15 protein-coding genes are annotated in these 18,447 nt (G+C 70.4%); 7 read left to right on the top strand and 8 right to left on the bottom strand.

Annotation, left to right across the window (positions count from 1 at the left end; translation table 11 throughout):
* Nucleotides 1-6 precede the first annotated feature (6 nt).
* From WA670_RS29915 to WA670_RS29905, 3 genes are read left to right on the top strand one after another with little or no spacing between them, the layout of a single operon-like run.
* Complete coding sequence (locus WA670_RS29915; RefSeq protein ID WP_336159541.1) at nucleotides 7-741, top strand: ABC transporter permease; 735 nt, start codon at nucleotides 7-9, stop codon at nucleotides 739-741.
* A gap of 3 nt (nucleotides 742-744) precedes the next feature.
* Nucleotides 745-2,001 carry a sensor histidine kinase gene (locus tag WA670_RS29910; RefSeq protein ID WP_336159540.1) on the top strand — a complete coding sequence of 419 codons (1,257 nt, stop codon included), beginning with the start codon at nucleotides 745-747 and terminating at the stop codon, nucleotides 1,999-2,001.
* On the top strand, nucleotides 1,998-2,621 hold the full coding sequence (locus tag WA670_RS29905) for a response regulator (protein ID WP_037813102.1): 624 nt from the start codon (nucleotides 1,998-2,000) through the stop codon (nucleotides 2,619-2,621). Before WA670_RS29910 ends, WA670_RS29905 begins: the two co-directional genes overlap by 4 nt.
* Before the next feature lie 2 nt (nucleotides 2,622-2,623).
* On the opposite strand, the gene WA670_RS29900 is transcribed toward WA670_RS29905, so the two are convergent.
* Nucleotides 2,624-3,097: a GNAT family N-acetyltransferase gene (locus WA670_RS29900; RefSeq protein ID WP_134662317.1), complete on the bottom strand. Its 474-nt coding sequence runs from the start codon at nucleotides 3,095-3,097 to the stop codon at nucleotides 2,624-2,626.
* A 57-nt stretch (nucleotides 3,098-3,154) separates the two neighbouring features.
* Nucleotides 3,155-4,765, bottom strand: coding sequence for an amidohydrolase (locus WA670_RS29895; RefSeq protein WP_336159539.1), 1,611 nt, complete (start codon nucleotides 4,763-4,765; stop codon nucleotides 3,155-3,157).
* A 247-nt stretch (nucleotides 4,766-5,012) separates the two neighbouring features.
* On the opposite strand from WA670_RS29895, the gene WA670_RS29890 reads away from it, so the two are divergent.
* From WA670_RS29890 to WA670_RS29880, 3 genes are all read left to right on the top strand, one after another.
* Complete coding sequence (locus WA670_RS29890; protein WP_336159538.1) at nucleotides 5,013-5,921, top strand: hypothetical protein; 909 nt, start codon at nucleotides 5,013-5,015, stop codon at nucleotides 5,919-5,921.
* A gap of 114 nt (nucleotides 5,922-6,035) precedes the next feature.
* Nucleotides 6,036-6,935 (top strand): MBL fold metallo-hydrolase, encoded by a 900-nt coding sequence (locus WA670_RS29885; protein WP_336159537.1) that lies wholly within the window; start codon nucleotides 6,036-6,038, stop codon nucleotides 6,933-6,935.
* Nucleotides 6,936-7,009: 74 nt separating this feature from the next.
* Nucleotides 7,010-7,816: a M15 family metallopeptidase gene (locus WA670_RS29880; RefSeq protein ID WP_336159536.1), complete on the top strand. Its 807-nt coding sequence runs from the start codon at nucleotides 7,010-7,012 to the stop codon at nucleotides 7,814-7,816.
* Here WA670_RS29880 and WA670_RS29875 read toward each other — a convergent pair.
* The 4 genes from WA670_RS29875 to WA670_RS29860 form a co-directional block, all read right to left on the bottom strand.
* The gene (locus WA670_RS29875; protein ID WP_134731030.1) at nucleotides 7,813-9,597 is read right to left on the bottom strand and encodes a serine/threonine-protein kinase; all 1,785 of its coding nucleotides are present in this window, start codon (nucleotides 9,595-9,597) and stop codon (nucleotides 7,813-7,815) included. The genes WA670_RS29880 and WA670_RS29875 overlap by 4 nt on opposite strands.
* Before the next feature lie 53 nt (nucleotides 9,598-9,650).
* On the bottom strand, nucleotides 9,651-11,576 hold the full coding sequence (locus WA670_RS29870) for an amino acid permease (protein WP_442893136.1): 1,926 nt from the start codon (nucleotides 11,574-11,576) through the stop codon (nucleotides 9,651-9,653).
* A 234-nt stretch (nucleotides 11,577-11,810) separates the two neighbouring features.
* Entirely contained in the window at nucleotides 11,811-12,710 is a 900-nt protein-coding gene (locus WA670_RS29865) for an aminoglycoside phosphotransferase family protein (protein ID WP_336159535.1), read from the bottom strand.
* Nucleotides 12,711-12,879: 169 nt separating this feature from the next.
* Nucleotides 12,880-13,791: a LysR family transcriptional regulator gene (locus tag WA670_RS29860; RefSeq protein WP_275292838.1), complete on the bottom strand. Its 912-nt coding sequence runs from the start codon at nucleotides 13,789-13,791 to the stop codon at nucleotides 12,880-12,882.
* A gap of 106 nt (nucleotides 13,792-13,897) precedes the next feature.
* Between WA670_RS29860 and WA670_RS29855 the strand changes: the two genes are divergently transcribed.
* Complete coding sequence (locus tag WA670_RS29855; RefSeq protein WP_336159534.1) at nucleotides 13,898-14,893, top strand: amidohydrolase family protein; 996 nt, start codon at nucleotides 13,898-13,900, stop codon at nucleotides 14,891-14,893.
* 19 nt (nucleotides 14,894-14,912) lie between these two features.
* Here the strand turns inward: WA670_RS29855 and WA670_RS29850 are convergent, their stop codons facing one another.
* Nucleotides 14,913-17,177, bottom strand: a complete 2,265-nt coding sequence (locus tag WA670_RS29850; protein ID WP_336159533.1) for a protein kinase domain-containing protein — start codon at nucleotides 17,175-17,177, stop codon at nucleotides 14,913-14,915.
* Nucleotides 17,178-17,258: 81 nt separating this feature from the next.
* Nucleotides 17,259-18,299, bottom strand: a complete 1,041-nt coding sequence (locus tag WA670_RS29845; RefSeq protein WP_336159532.1) for an ArsR/SmtB family transcription factor — start codon at nucleotides 18,297-18,299, stop codon at nucleotides 17,259-17,261.
* Nucleotides 18,300-18,447 lie beyond the last annotated feature (148 nt).

Genomic DNA, 18,447 nt, shown 5'->3' with positions numbered 1-18,447 from the left:
ATCCCGGTGCCCGCCTTGTCCCGGCTCGCCGCCACCGAAACGAAACTGTTCTTCCGCGAGCCGATCGTCGTGTTCTTCGCGCTCGCGTTCTCGCCGGTCCTGTTCGGCGTTCTCGGCCTGATCCCGGCGTTGCGCGACCCCGGACCGGACGGAGTCCGGATGATCAGCCGGTACCTGCCGATCGTCGTCGCGATGGGGGTCGCGCTGTTCTCGCTCAGCGGCCTGTCCCAGCTGTTCGCCTCCTATCGCGAGAAAGGCGTGCTGCGGCGGATGCGGCTCACCCCGGTGAAACCGACTGTCCTGCTCGGTGCGCAACTGCTGATGGCCATGGTGCTGTCGGCGGCGTCCACGCTGGTCATCCTCCTAACTGGATGGCTGGCTTTCGGTATCGACCTCCCTCAGCAACTGCCCGGGTACCTGCTCAGTTTTGCCCTGCTGGCACTGGCGCTGTTCGCGATCGGATTGCTGGTCGCGGCGCTCGCCCGGTCCGCGAAGAGCGCCAGCGCGGTCGGTTCCCTGGTGTTCTTCCCGCTCGTGTTCTTCGCCGGGCTCTGGCTGCCGCGCGCCGACATGAACGACGTGCTGCGGACGATCAGCGACCTGACGCCGCTCGGCGCGGGCGTACAAGCGTTGCAGGACACGGCTTCCGGGAATCTGCCGCAGCTGCTGCACCTCGGTGTCATGCTAGGGTGGCTTGTCGTGGCCGGGGGCTTGGCCGCGCGCTATTTCCGCTGGGAGTGACTGGTGGGCATCGAGGGGGAGCTGCGCGAAGAGTTCGACCGCTGGGAACGCGCACAGACGGCGACCTTCAGCGTACTGCCGTACGTCCTTCTCGCGGTGAGCGTGAGCATTACGTTTCTACAGTTGCCCGCGGATCTTCCGGTCGTACTGGGTCTTTCCGCCGCTGCCGCCCTGTGGCTGCTGTGGTTTCACACTCTCCATCCACCCGCATTGCGGGCCGGATATTACGCGGGCCTGCTGGCGATCACGGCGGGCTTGGCAGCTCTCGCGCCGTGGTACGGCCTGTTCGCCTTTGTCGGCTACCCGCAGGCATTCCAGTACCTGACCGGACGCTGGCGATACGCCGGCGCCGCGGCCACCGCGCTGGTCTCGGCAATGGCCTTCCTGGGCGGAATCGCCAAGATCGACGCGGAAAACCTCTGGTGGGTGTGGCTGGGCGTCAGCGTGCTTTCGATCGCGCTGGCGGGAGCGGTGTTTTATTTCGTGGACATGGCCTACCAGCGGAACGAATTGCAGAAACAGGCGCTTGCGGAGCTGCACGAGGCAAACCGCAAACTGGAAGCCGCCTTGGCCGAGAACGCCGGACTGCACGCGCGATTGCTGGTCCAGGCTCGCGAGGCCGGAGTCCTGGACGAACGGCAGCGGATGGCGCGGGAAATCCACGACACCCTCGCCCAGGGCCTGGCCGGAATCCTGACCCAGCTGCAAGCCGCCGAGCAAACCGCAGCCGAACCGGAAGCGCTGGGCCGCCACGTGGCGAACGCGACGAACCTGGCCCGGGAAAGCCTGGTCGAGGCGCGCCGGACGGTGCACTCCGTCGAACCGTCGGTGCTCGCCGAAGCCCGGCTCCCGGAGGCGATCGGCGAGGTGACCAGGAACTGGTCGGCGGCCAACAGCGTCGACGCCGTGCTCACCACCACCGGTGACGCCCGCCCCATGCACACCGACGTCGAAGTGGCCTTGCTGCGGACGGCTCAAGAAGCGCTGTCGAACGTCGCGAAACACGCGCGAGCGAAGCGGGTGGGCCTGACCTTGTCGTACATGCCAGACCTGGTAACTCTCGACGTCCGCGACGACGGCGTCGGCTTCGAACCGAATGTCAAGCGCGCCAACGGTTCCACGAACGGCGGCTTCGGACTGTCCGGAATGCGGCAGCGGGTGCAACGCCTCGCGGGACGCCTGGACATCGAATCGGAACCCGGCCGCGGCACGGCGATCTCGGCGACCGTGCCCGCCATTCCGGCCGGAGGTGCGCGGTGATTTCATTGCTGATCGTCGACGATCACCCGGTGGTGCGCGACGGCCTGCGCGGCATGTTCGGCGCCGACCCGCGGTTCGAGGTAGTCGGCGAGGCCGCGGACGGAGCCACCGCGATCACGGCCGGCGAGCAGCTTCGCCCGGACGTGATCCTCATGGACCTGCGCATGCCGGGAACCGACGGCGTCACCGCGATCAAGGAACTGGCGAAACGCGGTGTCCCCGCACGAATCCTGGTGCTGACGACGTACGACACCGACAGCGACGTCCTCCCGGCGATCGAAGCGGGAGCCACCGGGTATCTGCTGAAGGAAGCGCCCCGGGAGGAGCTTTTCCGCGCGGTCGAAGCCGCGGCGCAGGGCCAAGCGGTGCTGTCGCCGACGGTCGCGACGCGCCTGATGGGGCAGCTGCGGCAACCGGCGGCGGACCTGTTGTCGGAACGCGAAATCGAGGTCCTGCAGCTGATCGCGAAGGGTGCGTCGAACCGTCGGGCGGCCGAGCAGTTGTTCATCAGCCAGGCAACGGTGAAGACGCACCTGCTGCACGTGTACGCGAAACTCGGCGTCAATGATCGTGCGGCGGCCGTGGCTGCGGGGTTCGCGCAGGGATATTTGACCCTGTAAGGCTAGATCGGCGCGTGCAAGGTGAGTTCGAACGGGGCGAAACCGCGCCCGCGGTAGAAGCTGATAGCGGATTCGTTGGCCGCGTAGGCGGTGACGCTGGCTTGATTCGCACCGGATTTCCTGGCCCACGCGAAGAATTCTTCCGTCAAGGCGGTCGCGACACCGGTCTCGCGATGCGCGGGGTCGACGCGCAGGCTCTCCAGCACGCCGACCACCGCGTCCGGCCGGAGCGGGTCGGGGCGGCGGATCCGGCCGATCAGGTGGCCGATCGCGGAGCCTGCGGGGGAGTACGCCAGCAGGCACAGGGAATCGTTGCGGCGCACCAGGTCCGCGAAGTAAGCAGCGCCTTCGCGGCGCGGCCACGCGACATCCAGGTACGGATCCCGCCGCCCGCCGTCCTCGGCGAACAGGCCGGTTGCCGAGGCGACGAGCTGTGGCACGGATTCGGGCGTGGCGCGGACGACGACAGCGTTCATAAAGAAAACGCTAACCGGTTCGATTAATCTTGCAAATATCGAATTTCCGGCGATAAATCACGCTGACCAGACCCGCTCCCCGCCGACCCACGTTTCCCTTACCCGCACCCGGTCCAGCGCCTCCGGATCAGCTGCGAACGGATCCTCCGCCAGCACCGCGAAATCGGCCAGGAATCCCGGCGCGAGCTGTCCCTTGGTCGCCTCCTCGCCGGACGCGTAAGCCGACCCGGTCGTGTAAATCCCGAGCGCGGCCTCCACGCTGATCCGCTGCGAAGGCCCGAACACCTCGCCGTTCGGGGCCAGCCGCGTGACGCAACTGCGCAATGCGTACAGCGGCGGGAACGGCCCGCACGGATGGTCGGACGAACCGGCCACGGCGACCCCGGCGTCGAGCATCGAGCGGTGGGCGAACATGCGCTCGACGCGTTCCGCCCCGTAGTACTTGGTCAGTTTGTCCCCGTGCGCGGCGGCGTAGTTCGCGAACGGCACCGCGACCATGCCGTGGTCGCGCATGCGCTTCAGGATCTCGTCGTCAATGATGGAACAGTGTTCGATGCGGTGCCGCGGATCCTCGCGCGGGTTCGCGACTTGGGCCTGGTCCACGGCGTCGAGGACCCGGCGGATCGCGCGGTCGCCGTTGGCGTGCACGCAGACTCGCCAGCCGGCGTCGTGCACGTGGCGCACGGTGTCCGCCAGTTCGGCGGCGCTGACGCGCTCCAATCCGTAGCTGTCGGTGCCTTCGATGGGCTGTTCGACCAGGCAGGTCCCGCCATTGACGGCGCCGTCGGCGAAGGTCTTGACGCCGCCGAGGCGCAGCCGGGTTTCCGGGGTGAGCGGGGCGTCGGGGAGGGCGCGGAAGTAGTCGAAGTGGTCGTAGGCGGCCAGCGCGTTGACCCGGAGGGTGAGCTGGTCCTGGTCGGCCAGGTGGCGCAGGACCTGCCATTCGGTGCGGCCGACCAGCGCGTCGCCGACCGAGGTGATGCCCGCGGCGTGCAGCGCGGCGGCGTGCCGGGTGAAGGCGGCGGCCAGGACCTCGGTGGACGGGTCCTGCACGATCGTCGGGCGCGGGGTGAAGGCGGGAAACGCCAGGTCGTAGAGGGCTTGGTCGTGGATGACGCCGTCGAGGCGGCCGGCGGCGTCGCGGCCGAGGTGACCGCCGGGCGGGGGTTCGCTCGCGTCGGTGAGGCCGGCGAGGGCGAGGCCGGGGGAGTTGACGACGCCGGCGTGCAGGGTCACGTGCACGACCAGCACCGGGTGGTCCGGGCAGGCTTCGTCCAGCTCGGCGCGGGTGAGTTCGCGGCCGCCGTTGCTGCGGAACGAGTCGTAGCCGCAGCCGATGACCCATTCGCCGGGCGGCGTCGCGGCGGCTTGTTCGCGCAGGGCCGCGGTGAGGTCGGCGGTCGAGCTGATCCGGGACGGCGAGAGGTCGACCTGCAAGGACTGCGCCGCGACGACGGTCGGGTGCTGGTGGGCGTCGTTGAAGCCGGGGATGACGGTGGCGTCGCCGAAATCGTGCAGCTGCGCGCCCGGGAACTCGCCGCGCAGGTCGGCGACGGCACCGTGCGCGACGATCCGTTCGCCGCGCATCGCGAAGGCAGGCGGTTCGGCGCCGGTCATGGTCACGATGCGCCGGGCGGTGACGATCTGCACGGATTCCGGTGCGGACACGAGGTTCCCTCCAGGGTCGACGGCTGACCGCGCGGCATCGTGTCCACAAAGGACGGTGTGGCTCCGGTGCCGCACCGCCGATTCTAGGGGCGCGGCGGGCCAGGGCGCATGGTCGAAGCTGGTTGCGGCATTCGGGTGATCTGGGTCCCACCCGGGCGAACTCCGGAATGAGAACCGGCTCCGCGGCGGTGTATACGCTGGAAGCACCGGGCGCCTGGCCCGGCTCCCGCGGCGGCAGGAGGCTCGCATGTCCGGCATCGGCGGTGCGCGGGCCGCGCTCAGTGCCGCGGCCGAGCCGTGGGAGATCCAGGTCGGCCGCGACCTCGCCGACCGGCTCGACACCAAACCGCCTTCCCGCTGGTCCCGGCCGGGCGCGGCGGCGGAGGACCTCGCGGACCTGGTCGGTCCGGGCGAGGTGGTCCTGGCCCCGTCGGCGACGCGGCCGTCGGGCGACGGCGTGGTGTGGACGCCGGAACAGGCGCTGGGCGCGGGCGCGCGCGGGGTGGCGCTGTGGGTCGACGACCTGCCGTACCCGCGCATCGTCGGCGCGATCCCGTACCCGGAGCTGATCGCGGTCGAGCACGCGATGGCGGGGAAGCACGCGTGCCTGGTGCTAACCGGTGTCCGCACGACACTGGTTTTCCGCTACCGCTCGTGGGCGTGGCCCGCGGTCGCCGACCTCCTGACCCACGTCCGCTCGCGCGCGCACCGCCCCGGCGCGCCGGAACCGGCGCACGCGGGCCCGCCCGCCCTCGGCTGGGAGCGGCTCCCGGCGTCGCCGTTGGTGGCGCTCGGACATCCCCGGCATACGCGCTACCTCGGCGCGGAACCGGAACTCCCGCAACGCTGGCTGTGGCAGCAATCCCGGCCGGCGGCGTTCGTCGTGCTGACGCGGCAGGAGCTGGTGGTGGTCCGCCATGTGCTGGGCCGGCGGCCGCTGACGCACGGCGTCCAGCTGCTGGCGGTGGCGCGGAACCGGATCACCGGCCTCGGCACGCGGGGCGACCGGTTGCGGATCGCCGCGGCGGGGAGCCGGTACGAGGCGGACCTCGGCGCCGAACTGGCGGAGGAAGCCCGGTCGCGGTTCGAGCCCATGCTGCACGCGGACGGTCAGCGGCGCGTGGTGCGGAAGGCCTCGAAAGCTCCGCAGGCCTGATCGCCGCGGAACCGGATCCTGGGCGAGAGCACCTTTTTCCGGCGGGTTGTCACAAACCGGGCGGCCGTCCGGTCTTAGCCGACGATCTGGCTGTGCGACTCCCGAGGAGAACCCATGAGCTTGGCCCCTTCCGCCCGTCTCGACGAGGCGGTCCCTTCGCGGTACGCGCTGAAGGTCGGCGACATCGAAGTGCTGGTGATCAGCGACGGCGTGCTGCCGATCACCGCCGAAACGCTGGCCACCAACGCCGACCGGGCCGATCTGGCCGCGTGGCTGCGCGAAATGTTCCTGCCGCCGGAGATGATCGACTGGCCGCTGAACGTCGCCGTCGTGCGCAGCGGCGGCCGGACGGTGCTGATCGATTCCGGTCTCGGCACCGAATTCCCGGGCTTCCCGCGCGCCGGGCAGCTGGCGATGCGGCTCGTCGCGGCCGGGATCGACCCGTCGTCGGTGACCGACGTCGTGCTCACCCACCTGCACATGGACCACATCGGCGGGCTGCTCGTCGAGGGCCTGCGCGGCCGGCTGCGCGAGGATCTGCAGGTGCACCTCGCGTCGGCGGAGGCGGAATTCTGGCAGGCGCCCGATTTCTCGCGGACGGTCATGCCGGAGCCGATCCCGGAGGTGCTGCGCACGACGGCCACGCGGTTCCTCGACGTGTACCGCGGCCAGCTGCGGCCGTTCGAAACCGAGCACGAGGTGGCGCCGGGCGTGCGGATCTGCCGCACCGGCGGGCACACTCCCGGCCACAGCATCGTCCGGCTGGAATCCCTCGGCGAACGGCTGACGTTCGCCGGCGACGCGGTCTTCCAGCCCGGGTTCGACAATCCGGACTGGTACAACGGGTTCGAGCACGACCCCGAGGAATCGGCCCGGGTCCGGATCCGGCTTTTGACGGAGCTGGCCGCCAGCGGCGAGCAGCTGGTGGCGACGCACCTGCCGTTCCCGTCCGTCTGCCACGTGGCGGTCGCGGGCAACGCGTTCCGTTTCGTGCCGGCGGTGTGGGACTACTGAGCCGGTCTTCCCCGGGTGCGGTTTCGCTCCGCATCCGGGGACTTCGGCGCGATCTTGTGGTAAGCAATCCGGCTATGCGCGGAAAGATGATGCGCGGCCTGGCAGTCGCCGCGATGAGCCTGTTGACCTGTCTCGTCGCCGCACCGCCGGCGCTGGCCGCACCGGAGCCCAAGGCGCCGCACGAATTCGTCGCCCTGCGCGACGTCGATCCGACCATCGTGCAGGAGATCCGGTACATCACGCCGCACAACTTCACCGGCGCGCCGGTCGACGGGTACCGGCAGCCGATGTGCATCCTGACCCGGGACGCCGCCGTCGCCCTGCACAAGGCGCAGCTGTCGTTCCTGCGCCAGGGCTACACGCTCAAGGTCTACGACTGCTACCGCCCGCAGCGCGCGGTCGACAACTTCGTGCGCTGGGCCGAGGACCTGTCCGACCTGCGGATGAAGGACGAGTTCTACCCGCGCGTGGAGAAGGACCGGCTCTTCGCGGACGGCTACATCGCGGCGAAATCCGGCCACAGCCGGGGAAGCACGGTCGACCTGACGCTCGTCCGGCTCCCCGCGTTCCCGACCCGGCCGTACCGCCCCGGCGAGCCGCTGACCCCGTGCTACGGCCCGAAAGCCGAGCGATTCCCGGACAACTCGATCGACATGGGCACCGGCTTCGACTGCTTCGACACCCTCGCGCACACCCTCGACCCGCGGATCGTCGGGAAACAACGGGACAACCGGATGCTCCTGCTGCACGGACTGGAGCGGGCCGGGTTCAAGAACCTGCCCGAGGAATGGTGGCACTACACGTTCCAGCCGGAGACGTTCCCGGACACCTACTTCGACTTCCCGATCTCGCGGCGTTCGCTGAGCGGCCGTCCGTTCTAGGGCAGGCGGGTCGCGACGACCGCGGCGACAGATTTCGCTGTGTCGCAGATGGCGGTGAGGTTTCCTTTGCTGGCTTCGTCGGTCATCTCGACGAGTACGACTTCGTCTCGTTGTTCGGGAGTGCCTTCGAGCGGCGGGAGGGTCGGCGAGTAGGTGCGGTGGACGAGGGTGACGTCGCAGGTGTCGCCTTCGCTCTCATGCGGATCGACGTACGCGAGGTGTCCGCCGACGGTCGTGCGCGTCTGGCCGTCCGGCGGATCCTCGGCCAGCGGCCACTGGCGGTCGTAGTACAGGTCGACCGACTTCGCGTCGTGTCCCCACGAGCAGGCCCAGTTCGCGAAATGCCGGTCGACCGGGTAGTCCGGACCGACGGTCCGGCGGAGCGTGGCGTCGTCCACCAACGTGCAGGCGTCCGTCCGCGCCAGCGAACCCGGCTGGAACGGCTGGGCCCGGCGGGCGATCGGGCCGCGGGCGACGCGCGCGTAGGCGTCCCCGACGACGGCGTCCGCCATCGCGCACAGTTGCGGTGCGGCCGCGCCGTCGGAGCGGACCGAACTCACCGTGACGACCGAGAGGTCCGGCAGTGTGAAGGAGCGACGGCATTTCCCGGCGTCGGGATTCGGCCGCCGGATCTCGCCGAGCTTCCCCCGGACCGGCGGCACCTGCGGGTACTGCTCCGGTTCGGACAGTTCCAGGCTGGTCACGATCGTGCCGCTGCGGTCGGGCAGGCTCGTGTTCAGGTCGCAGCGCGCGAACGTGCCGAGGTTCGGTTCGAGGAACACTTTGCCGTACTGGCTCAGCGAATTCACCGACAGCAGCGAGCACGGATCCGCGGTGTGCGGGTCGCCTAACAGGTCTTGCGCCGGCGGCGCGGCGGTCGCGTTCGCGGGCGGGGCGTCGTCGCGGGTGAAGATCAGAAACCCGGCCGCCAGAAGGACAACCGCGCCAAGCGCCGCGCCGATGATCACGGGACGCCGGGATTTCTTCGCCGCTCGCGGCACTGGCGCACCGCGCAGGAAGGTCTCGACCTCGACCGCGGTCGGGCGTTTTTCCGGCTGACGGCTGAGCATTGCCTGCAACGCGGGCCCGAGCACACGAGCGTTGCGCAGCGGCTCAGGAGTTCCTTCCGCGGCCCGGCGCAGTTGTGCGAACGGCCCGTTTTCGCCGCTGCCCCAAGGAGAATCGCCCTCGACAGCTGCGAACAGCGTCGCCCCGAGCGAGAAGACGTCCGACGCGGCGGTGGCCGCTTCGCCGTTCGCGACCTCCGGCGCGAGGTACCCGGCGGTGCCGCCGACGCGGGCGCTGTCGGTGAGCGTGACCTCGTGCCCGCGGGAGATGCCGAGGTCGGCGAGTTTGGCGGTGCCGTCGTCGGCGACCAGGACGTTGCCCGGCGTGAGGTCGCGGTGCACCATGCCGCGCGCGTGCATCGCGGCGAGCGCGGACGCGATCTGCACACCGATCGCCGCGGCCCGTTCGGGAGCGAGGACGCCGTCGGTGTGCACGATCTCGGCCAAGCTGCGCGCCGGGAGGTACTCCATGACGAGCCAGCGGTCGGTGCCGTCGGAAACGGAGTCGTACACCGCAACGATGTTCGGATGCTGCAGCGCCGCGCCGAGCCGGGCCTCGCGGCGGATCTGCGGTTCGTCGCCGTCGAGGGAACGCTTGAGCGCGACCGTCCGGCGCAGTTCGAGGTCGCTCGCCCGCCAGACGACACCCATCCCGCCGGCCCCGAGGCGTTCCTCGAGCCGGTAGCGTCCGGCGATCACCTGCGGCGCAGTCACCGCGACAGCCTAAGCCGCGCGTTCCCGGGTTGTCCTCCGGCCGCCCGGAGTCCTCAGTTCTCCTTCGCGGCGCTCTTGCGCAGTTGCCTGCGCACCAGCGGCCAGAACGCGGCGATCACGGCCAGCGACACGATGCTGGTCCACACCTGGGTGCGGGCGGAGTCGTCGGTCAGCAGCATGACCACGATGATCGCCACGACGCCGACGACGGTCAGGATGCCGAGCCACGGGTGCAGCCACATCTTGAGCTTCAGCCCGGCGCGTTCCTCCGGCGTCATGTTGTGCCGCATCCGCATCTGGGTGAACGCGATGAACGAGTACACGAACAGCGCGACCAGTCCGGCGGAGTTCATGATGAAGTCGAAGATGCCCGAGTCGGGCGCGACGAAGTTGACGAAGACCGCGATGTACCCGCCGATCGTGCAAGCCGCCACCGCGACGACCGGCACGCCGGACTTGCTCTTCTTCGCCACCGCGCGCGGGGCCAGCCGTTTCTCGGCGAGCGCGGAGAACATGCGTCCGGCGGAATAGAGCCCGGAATTGAGCACCGAACACGCGGCGGTGAGCACGACCGCGTTCATCACCAGACCGGCGCCGGGCAGCCCGAACAGCGTGAAGGCGTGCGCGAACGGCCCCTCCTGTTTGGGATTCGGCAGCTGGTTCCACGGGACGATGGTGACGATCAGCAGCACGCCGCCGACGAAGAACAGCAGGATCCGCCAGATCACCGTGACGACCGCCTGCCGCACGCCCTTGGCCGGATCCTCGGACTCGGCCGCCGCCATCACCGCGATCTCGGTGCCGAAGTAGGAGAAAATCACGATCGCGACGCCGCTCAGCACCGGCCACCAGCCGTTCGGCGCGAACCCGCCGTGCTGCCAGAGGTTCGGGATCGAGAAGCTCGCCTTCGGCCAGAGCCCGAACGCGAACAGCGCGCCGACCGCGAGGAACACGATGATCGCCGCGACCTTGATGCTCGCCAGCCAGTACTCGACCTCGCCGAACGACCGCGCGGACACCAGGTTCGTGGTGGTGAAGAACAGCAGCAGCACCACCGAGAACACCCACTGCGGCACGTCCGGGAACCACCCGCCGAGCACCGACCCGCCGACGACCGCCTCGAACGCGATCACGCCGATCCAGTAGTACCAGTAGAGCCACCCGACGAGATATCCCGCCCACTCGCCGAGCCCCACCCGGGCGTACTCCATGAACGACCCGATCGCGGGCCGCGCGGCGGCCATCTCGCCGAGCATCCGCATCGCGAGGAAGACGAGCAGCCCGCCGATGAGATAGGAGACGACGGCGGCGGGCCCGACGGCGCGGACCACGTTGCCGGAGCCGACGAAGAGACTGGCCCCGATGATCCCGCCGAGGGCGATCATGGTGATGTGCCGGGAGCGCAGCTTTTTGGGGTCGCTGGCGGGGGTTGCTGCTGTGCCAGGGGTGGTGTGGGGCGGGGTTGCTTCGGGGGTGTTCGCGGGCGGTTCGGCTTCGCCTGAGGTTGCGCGGGCTGTGTGCGCGGGCGCGGCGGCTTCGCCTGAGATCGCCTCGCCTGCGGCCGCCTTGCCCGGTGCGGCTTGGGCTGGGGTCGCGGTGCGGTCGGTTGCTTCGCCCGGCGTCGGCGCATGTGCGGTCGCGCCTCCTGCGCTCGACTCGGCTGGGGTGGCCGTGCGGTTGGTTGCCTCGGCCGGCGCCGCCGGGTCTGCGCCTGATCCGGCCGGGGACGTCGTACGCGAGGTGGCTTCGGCTGGGGTCGCCGTGCGGTCGGTTGCCTCGCCCGGTGCCGTCGCGTGTGCGGTCGCGCCTCCTGCGCTCGACTCGGCCGGGGACGTCGTGCGTGAGGTGGCTTCGGCCGGGGTCGCCGTGCGCTCGGCAGCCTCCGCCGGGACCGCATTCCCCGCCGCTGCCTCGCCCGAGGCCGCCTCGCGGGGGCTCTCCGGGCTGCCTTGGCCCTCTTCGGTGATCCGATCAGCCATCGATCGATCTTCCTCTCGTCCAGCCGTGCCGTCCCGCGGCGCCGCCCCGCCGACAACGATGTCGGAACCGGCCGCGGAGCCGGGCCTCGCTGACGCGGGACAGTCTGCGGCCGCCGGGTCCGTCGAGGCTAGGTGCGACAGGGGGCGGATGCCGGGCGAGAAAGTTGTCGATCATCCGAATGGAGCAACAGCGGGTGCCGGATTTGTCGGATATTGGCGAGCTGGGGTGCGGAATCAGGCACGCTGGAAGTCCGCCAGCGTCGCCGTGATCTGGTACCTCGTGCTCGCGGCCACGCGGGGATTCGTTGCCGCATAAGCGGTGTACGCGTTGAGTCCGGTGCTCAACGCGTATCCGCGCCCGCGCGTCCAGCTGTCCTCGTCGAGGCCCGACTCCGCGCGAAAGATCTCCCGAGCCGAAGGCGGGAGGAGTGTCCATGCGATCAGCGCGTCGCAAGCCGGATCGCCGACGCCTAGTCCGCCGAAGTCGAGGACGGCGCTGATCTGTCCGTCCGCCAGCAGGAGATTGCCCGGGTGCAGGTCGCCGTGCACCCACACCGGCGGGTGCGGCCACGGCGGTGCGGCGAGCGCGGCGTCCCAGACCGCGGTCAGTGCGGCGCGGTCGAAGACGTCGGCGGTCCCGGCGATCGCGGCGCGCGTCTCGGCGTCCCGGCGGGCGAGCGGTGCGCCGATGAACCCGTTGTGCGGTCCGGCGGCGAGCGAGGGATCGGCGGGGATCCGGTGGAGCGCCGCGACGAACCGCGCCAGTTCGGTCGCGATCCGGGCCGGGCAGGCGAGCCCGCCGATGTCCGGGGGCGAGCCCGGCAGCCAGCGGGACACCGACCAGTGCCACGGATAGCCTTCGCCCGGCGTCCCGAGCGCGACCGGCTCGGGAATCGCCAGCGGCAGGTGCGGCGCGAGCCGGGGGAGCCACCGGGATTCCTTCTCCGGCTGCCCCGCCGCCCACTCGCCGCGCGGCAGGCGCACGGACAACTCGTCCCCGAGCCGGTAGAGGACGTTGTCCGAACCGGCCGGTTCGAGCCGCGACAGCGGGAGGGCGGCCAGTTCGGGCAGTTGCGCGGCCAGGAGGCGCTTGACCAAGGCCTCGTCGGCGGAGTGCGTTGCGGGCAAAGGCAAGTCTCTCGGTCAGGCACCCCGCGGCCCGGGACGTTCGCCTCGATCAGACCACGCCGTCCGGTGTCCGTCCACTGGATTTCGCGCCCGAGGCGTCGGGAAAGTCTTGCCCCTCAAGGGTTTCCCTCGGTGCACGCGGAGCCGCATCGCGCGCCTGAGGCAACCGGCTGTCTCACGGGTCCGCCCGGCCCGGAAGCCCCGGCCGGAGCGCCGACGGCTGACGGCAGGCGTTGACGAAAGCGGCCACCGCCGGCGCCGGTTCGGTGCTGCGGTGCAGCAAGTGGAAGTCGGTCGCGCGGCCGGGTTCGGCCAGCGGCCGGTACACGACTTCCGGGACCGCGGCCCGTTCCACGCCCGCCGGGACCACCGCGATGCCCACCTTCGCGGCGATCAGTGCCAGCACGCTCAGCGTGCTGTCGGCGCGAAAACGGGACGGCGGGTCCGCCTCGCGCCGACGCGGCCACGGCGGCGCGAGGTCGCCGTCGCCGATGATGTACTCGATGTGTTCCTCCCCGGCGAGCTGCTCGACGGTCAGCGTCCGGTGCCGGGCGAGGCGGTGCCCCGCGGGCAACGCGACCAGAAACGACACCGAGCTGGCCGGAGCCGAGGCCAGCCGGGGTTCGCCGGGCGGAGCCGGGAGCGCGCTGAAACCGACGTCCAGTTCGCCGGCGAGGATCGCCGTGCGCTGAACCTGCGGCCCCGCCTCCCGCAGTTCGATCCGGACGAGCGGACGTGCCTCGTGGAACTCGCGGATCAGACCGGCCAGGAGGCCGCCGAACACCACGGCGCCCGCCACGCCGATCCGGACGCTCCCGGTCTCCCCGCGCAGGGCGGACCGCGCGGCGTCCTGTGCGCGTCCGGCCTGGGCGAGCACTTGCCGCGCTTCGATCAGGAACGCCTGGCCGGCCGGGGTGAGCCGGGGCCGCCGTCCGGTGCGCTCGAACAACGGCCCGCCGAGTTCGTGCTCCAGGTCCCGGATCTGCATGCTCAGCGTGGGCTGGACGACGTGCAGCGTGCGCGCGGCCGCGCTGAACCCGCCCTCCTCGGCCACCGCGACGAAATAGCGCAGGTGCCGCAGCTCCATCCCGTCTCCTATCAGCAGGACTGATCAGTGAATCAGAAACAAGTGTTTGAGCTTATCGCTCGCCGGGGGCCATCGTGGAGGGACAGACCGACGAACAGGGGCAGCGATGCGGATTGTCACGCTCGAAGAACACTGGACCGACCCGGCGGTGACCGCCGCCGGCATGCCGAATCTGCTGAACCACGTGCCCGGCTACGCCGCGGCGTTCGACCCGGACACCGGGATGCCCTACCCGCGGCATCCCGAACTCCTGGCGGACCTGGGCGCCGCCCGGATCGCCGACATGGACCGGCACGGCATCACCACGCAGGTTCTCTCGCTGGTCAACACTTTCCTTCCGGCGGACGTCGCACCGGAATTGACCGCCGCGGCCAACGACACCATGGCCGAAGCGGTCGCGGCGTTTCCCGGCCGGTTCGCCGCGTTCGCCACCCTGCCGACGGCCGTCCCCGCCGCCGCGGCGGACGAATTGCGCCGGTGCGTCGGCGAACTGGGCTTCGTCGGCACGATGATCATGGGGCGCACCGACGACGAATTCCTGGACGAGCCGCGCTTCGATCCCATTCTGCGCGCCGCCAGCGACCTGTCCGTGCCGATCTACCTGCACCCGGCCCCGCCGCCGGCGGCGGTCAGCGAAGCCAATTACGCCGGAGGGCTCTCGCCCGCGGTGTCGGCGGCGCTCCGGCTCCCCGCGTGGGGGTGGCATCAGGAAACCGCCGTGCACTTCCTGCACCTGGTGCTCACCGGGGTTCTCGACCGTTATCCGGGGCTGCAGTTCATCCTCGGCCATTGGGGCGAATTCATCCCGTTCTACCTCGACCGGCTGGACGAGAGCATGCCCCGGCGGATGACCAAGCTCGACCGGACCTTCCGCGAATACTTCCGGGACAACGTGTTCATCACCCCGAGCGGCATGTTCAGCCAGGCCCAGCTCCGGTACTGCGCGGACACGGTCGGCGCCGACCGGATCCTCCATTCCGTCGATTTCCCGATGCTCGGCAACGAGGGCGCCGTGTCGTTCCTGACCGGCTCGCATCTTTCCCGCGAGGATCAGGAAAAGATCGCCCACGGAAATGCCGACGCGCTGCTCGGTCTCGGCTGATTCGTTTCGCGGCCGAGGGTCAGTGCGGCTGGGAGAGGTCTCCCGGACGGAAGGCCTCCGCGGTAGTGCTCACCGGCGCGTCGAGTTCGGCTTTGTGCTCGCGCGGATAGACCCAGCGCAATGTCGCCGTCGACCCGGGGCCGGAGAAACCTATCTCGTAGAAGATCATTCCGTCGCTTTGATAGCCGGAAATCGAGTAGTGGTCTCCTTCGTCCTTGCGGTAGGTCACCCGGCCGGACTGTGCTTCCGTCTCGGCGGCCGCGTCGGCCAGTGCGGCGGCGACGGTGCGGCCGCCTGAGTTGGTGCCCCAGACGGTCAGGGTCGCGTGGAGTGGCTTGTTGGCGAACGTCATTCCGTCGCCGTTTTCCGGGCTGTACGGTGCCGCGGTATATCCCTGGGGAACGCGTGTGGTGAAGCCGAACCGGGGGTTGGTGTAGGTGGTGCTGGCCGCCGGGGCAGACGAAGACGGCGTCGAGGGCGCCGGGGAAGTCGCTCCGACGCCCAGCATTGTCAGGAGTTTCGGTTGCAGCAGGTCGCTGATCTCGGAATAGGGGAGGACGACCGTTTCTTTTCCGGCCGCCATGACGCATCCCAGTTCGTACCACACCATTTCGAACTGGACCCCGGTCTTGGTGAATCCGATCGGCGTCGCGGGCACGTGCCCGCGGCTGGGGACCCGGTCCGCCGCGTCGACGGTGGTTTTCCGGCCGGTGTCGTAGCCGACGGTCGGCTCCCGGCAGAAACCGGCCTGGGTGTGCGGGTCGATGCGGTCGGTCAGCGTTTTCATCCCGGCCGCGGTCAGCGCTTCGGGCCGGAACATGTCCTGGGGGCCGAGCGGGTTCCCGGTGGCGAGGTCGACGTTCACGGTTTCCGGGAAACGCCAGGTCGTGTGGGAGAGGACATTCGAATCGAGACCGTGGTCGTAGCGAACGGAAAGCAGGCTCGGCGTCTGCAGCAGGATCTGCGCGGTCGTGTGCGCCGCGGGCGTGTCCCCGGTGTCGGTGAACTGCTGCCGCCAGTCCGGATTGGCGCGTGCGTCGCGGATGGCCTTCAGCCGTTTGTCGATCGGGGCGCGCAAAGCGTCGTTGACGCGTTTCCGCACCGCGGCGTCCGGTCCGCCGGACACTTGCGGATACTGGAGGTCGTAGGTGATCGGGAGCGCTTGGTCGCGGCCGGAATCGGTCTGCATCGCGACGGTGAGCGCCGCGGGCGCGGGCGGGTCGTCCTGGCGGTTGAAGACCAGGATTCCGCCGGTGACCAGTGCGCTGACGACCACCAGCACCGCGACGACCTTGCCGACGATCACCGCGGTCGCCCCGGCTCCGGTGCCCGTGGCGGTCGGCACCCCGGCCCCGGCCGCGACCGCGCCGGCACCCGCTCCGATCGGCGCGGCGGCGGTGCCCGCGGTGGCCAGGAGGGCCAGCGGGGTGAGCGCGGTCAGGGCGGCGGACGCGGCGGCCAGGCGCTTCCAGCCGCGCTTCTCCCAGTTCTTTCCGTAGGCCTTGCGGGCGATGGTTTCCAATTCGGACACGAAAGCATCCGCTGTGGACGGTCTCCACGCCGGGTCCTTGGCCATCCCGCGCGCGATCAGCGGACGGAGTTTCTCGGGTACCGCGTCCAGCGGCACCGGCGCCATCTGGTGCAGCGAGCGGAGTTCGTCCGTGGTGGTCGCCTCGAACGGCTGGTGTCCGGTGATGCATTGGTAGAACACGCAAGTGGCGGCGTACACGTCGGTGGCGGGCTGGCCCGGCTGCCCGGCCCACTGCTCGGGTGCCATGTACGACGGCGACCCTGCGGTCAGTCCATTGTGGCCGTCCAAAGTGGCCAGTCCAAAGTCGACCAGTTTCGACTGGCCTTCTTGCGACACCAGCACGTTTCCCGGCTTGTAGTCGCGGTGGACAACCCCGGCGGCGTGCGCGTCGGCGAGTCCGAGCAGGGAGCCCTTGAGGATGGCCAGCGCGGATTCCGGTTCGAGGACGTTCTCCGTCGCCAGAAGCGCGCGCAGGGACACGCCGGGCACGGCCTCCATCACCAGCGCGGCGCCCTGCGGTGTTTCGACGAAGTCGAACAACCGCACGACGTGCGGGCTGCGGACGCCGGACAGCAGCCACGCCTCGCGCCGGAACCCCGCCGCGATGTCCGGGTCGGCGAGGTACTCCGCGAGGAGGTACTTGATCGCCACCATCCGGCCGGATTCCTGGTGCTTGGCCAGCACGACGCGGCCGAAGCCGCCCACGCCGAGCACGTCGACCTCAGTGAACCCGGGCACCCGCCAGTCGCTCATCCCCGCCGCTTCCCCTCTCCGCGAGGCTGGTCGCGGTCGGCGAGATCGTACTCCGGAGATGTGGCATCCGGAGTGGAGTTGTCACATTTGTGCCTCGGTCGTGGGATCCGAAACTGGACGCGCCTCGGGGTGCTGATGTGTCGGCGAACCGGGGCTCAGGAGGCGGATTCCTTGCTCGGTGGTGCGGTAGCGGACCGTGCGACCGGACCGCTGCCCGGTGACCAGGCCGTTGTCGCGCAGGACCCGGAGGTGCTGCGAAACCGCGCTCGGCGACACGTGCAAGGCTTCGGCGAGGTCGGTGGTCGTGGCGGGGGAGCGCAGGGCCTCCAGCAGTTCGGCGCGACGCCGGCCCAGAAGGCGGACCGCGTGCCCGGCAGGACGGCGCTCGTCGGCTGTCCACAGTGCACCGCTGCCTCGCGCCGGGTAGCGGATCGTGGTCTGGGTGGTGGTGTGCAGTTTGATCATCACCCACGGCGGCCCGAGCACGACGGGGGAGAGGACCAGCCCGCCGACGGGGCGTCCGGGCGAAGGACGGTTGTCGCCGTCGAGGACGAGGCGGCCGTCGTGCCAGTTCAGCCTGGCGTGCAGGTCGGTGAACAGACGGCCCGCGCCGCCGTCGGCCCATTGTTTGGCGCGGTAGGCGATGTCGGCGTCGAGGACCGCGCGCAGCCGGGCCCAGTGCGGTGCGATCAGGCGGTCGTGCGCCTGGCGCAATTCGGCAGCGATGGCGCGCAACCCGGCCGCAGGGTCGTCGGCGAGCGCCTGGGCCGGGCCTGGCAGGCGATCGCCGAAGACGCCGTGCAGACTTCGCCGGACCTCGCCCGGGGTGGTCCGGCACATCGCGGCGAGCGCCTCGTCGATCGTGCTAGCCGCGCGCGCCGGGGCGGGCAGGAGGAACTGCGGCCAACTGGCCCGGCCGGTGACCAGCAACGGCCAGGTCCGCCGGAGGTCCAGCGGCCGCGCGGCGAGCTCTGCCGTCGCCCAGCGGGCCCAGCGTTCGTGCCGCGTCCGGCCCCAGCACCCGGCGAGGGTCTGCAGGCCGGAGACAGTTTCGGACAGCGGCGAGACGGCGAGCCTGGTGCCCGCGAGGTCGCCGGTGCTCAGATCGAGGGTCAGCGGCACGTCGCGATTATGCGGCAGAGGGCGGCTTGTTCGGGGGACCGGCGGGCGGGCGGGGTTGGCCTTGGCTGGTCGAGAGGCCGCGCTTGAGGGGGCGGCCGAGGTCCTGCCTTCCCTGGTCCGGGGGTCTGTGGGTGGGATGGTTGTGGTC

It is taken from the genome of Amycolatopsis sp. VC5-11 (assembly GCF_037034185.1).
Taxonomy (GTDB): domain Bacteria; phylum Actinomycetota; class Actinomycetes; order Mycobacteriales; family Pseudonocardiaceae; genus Amycolatopsis; species Amycolatopsis nivea.
This window is presented reverse-complemented; position numbering and strand designations above follow the sequence as displayed.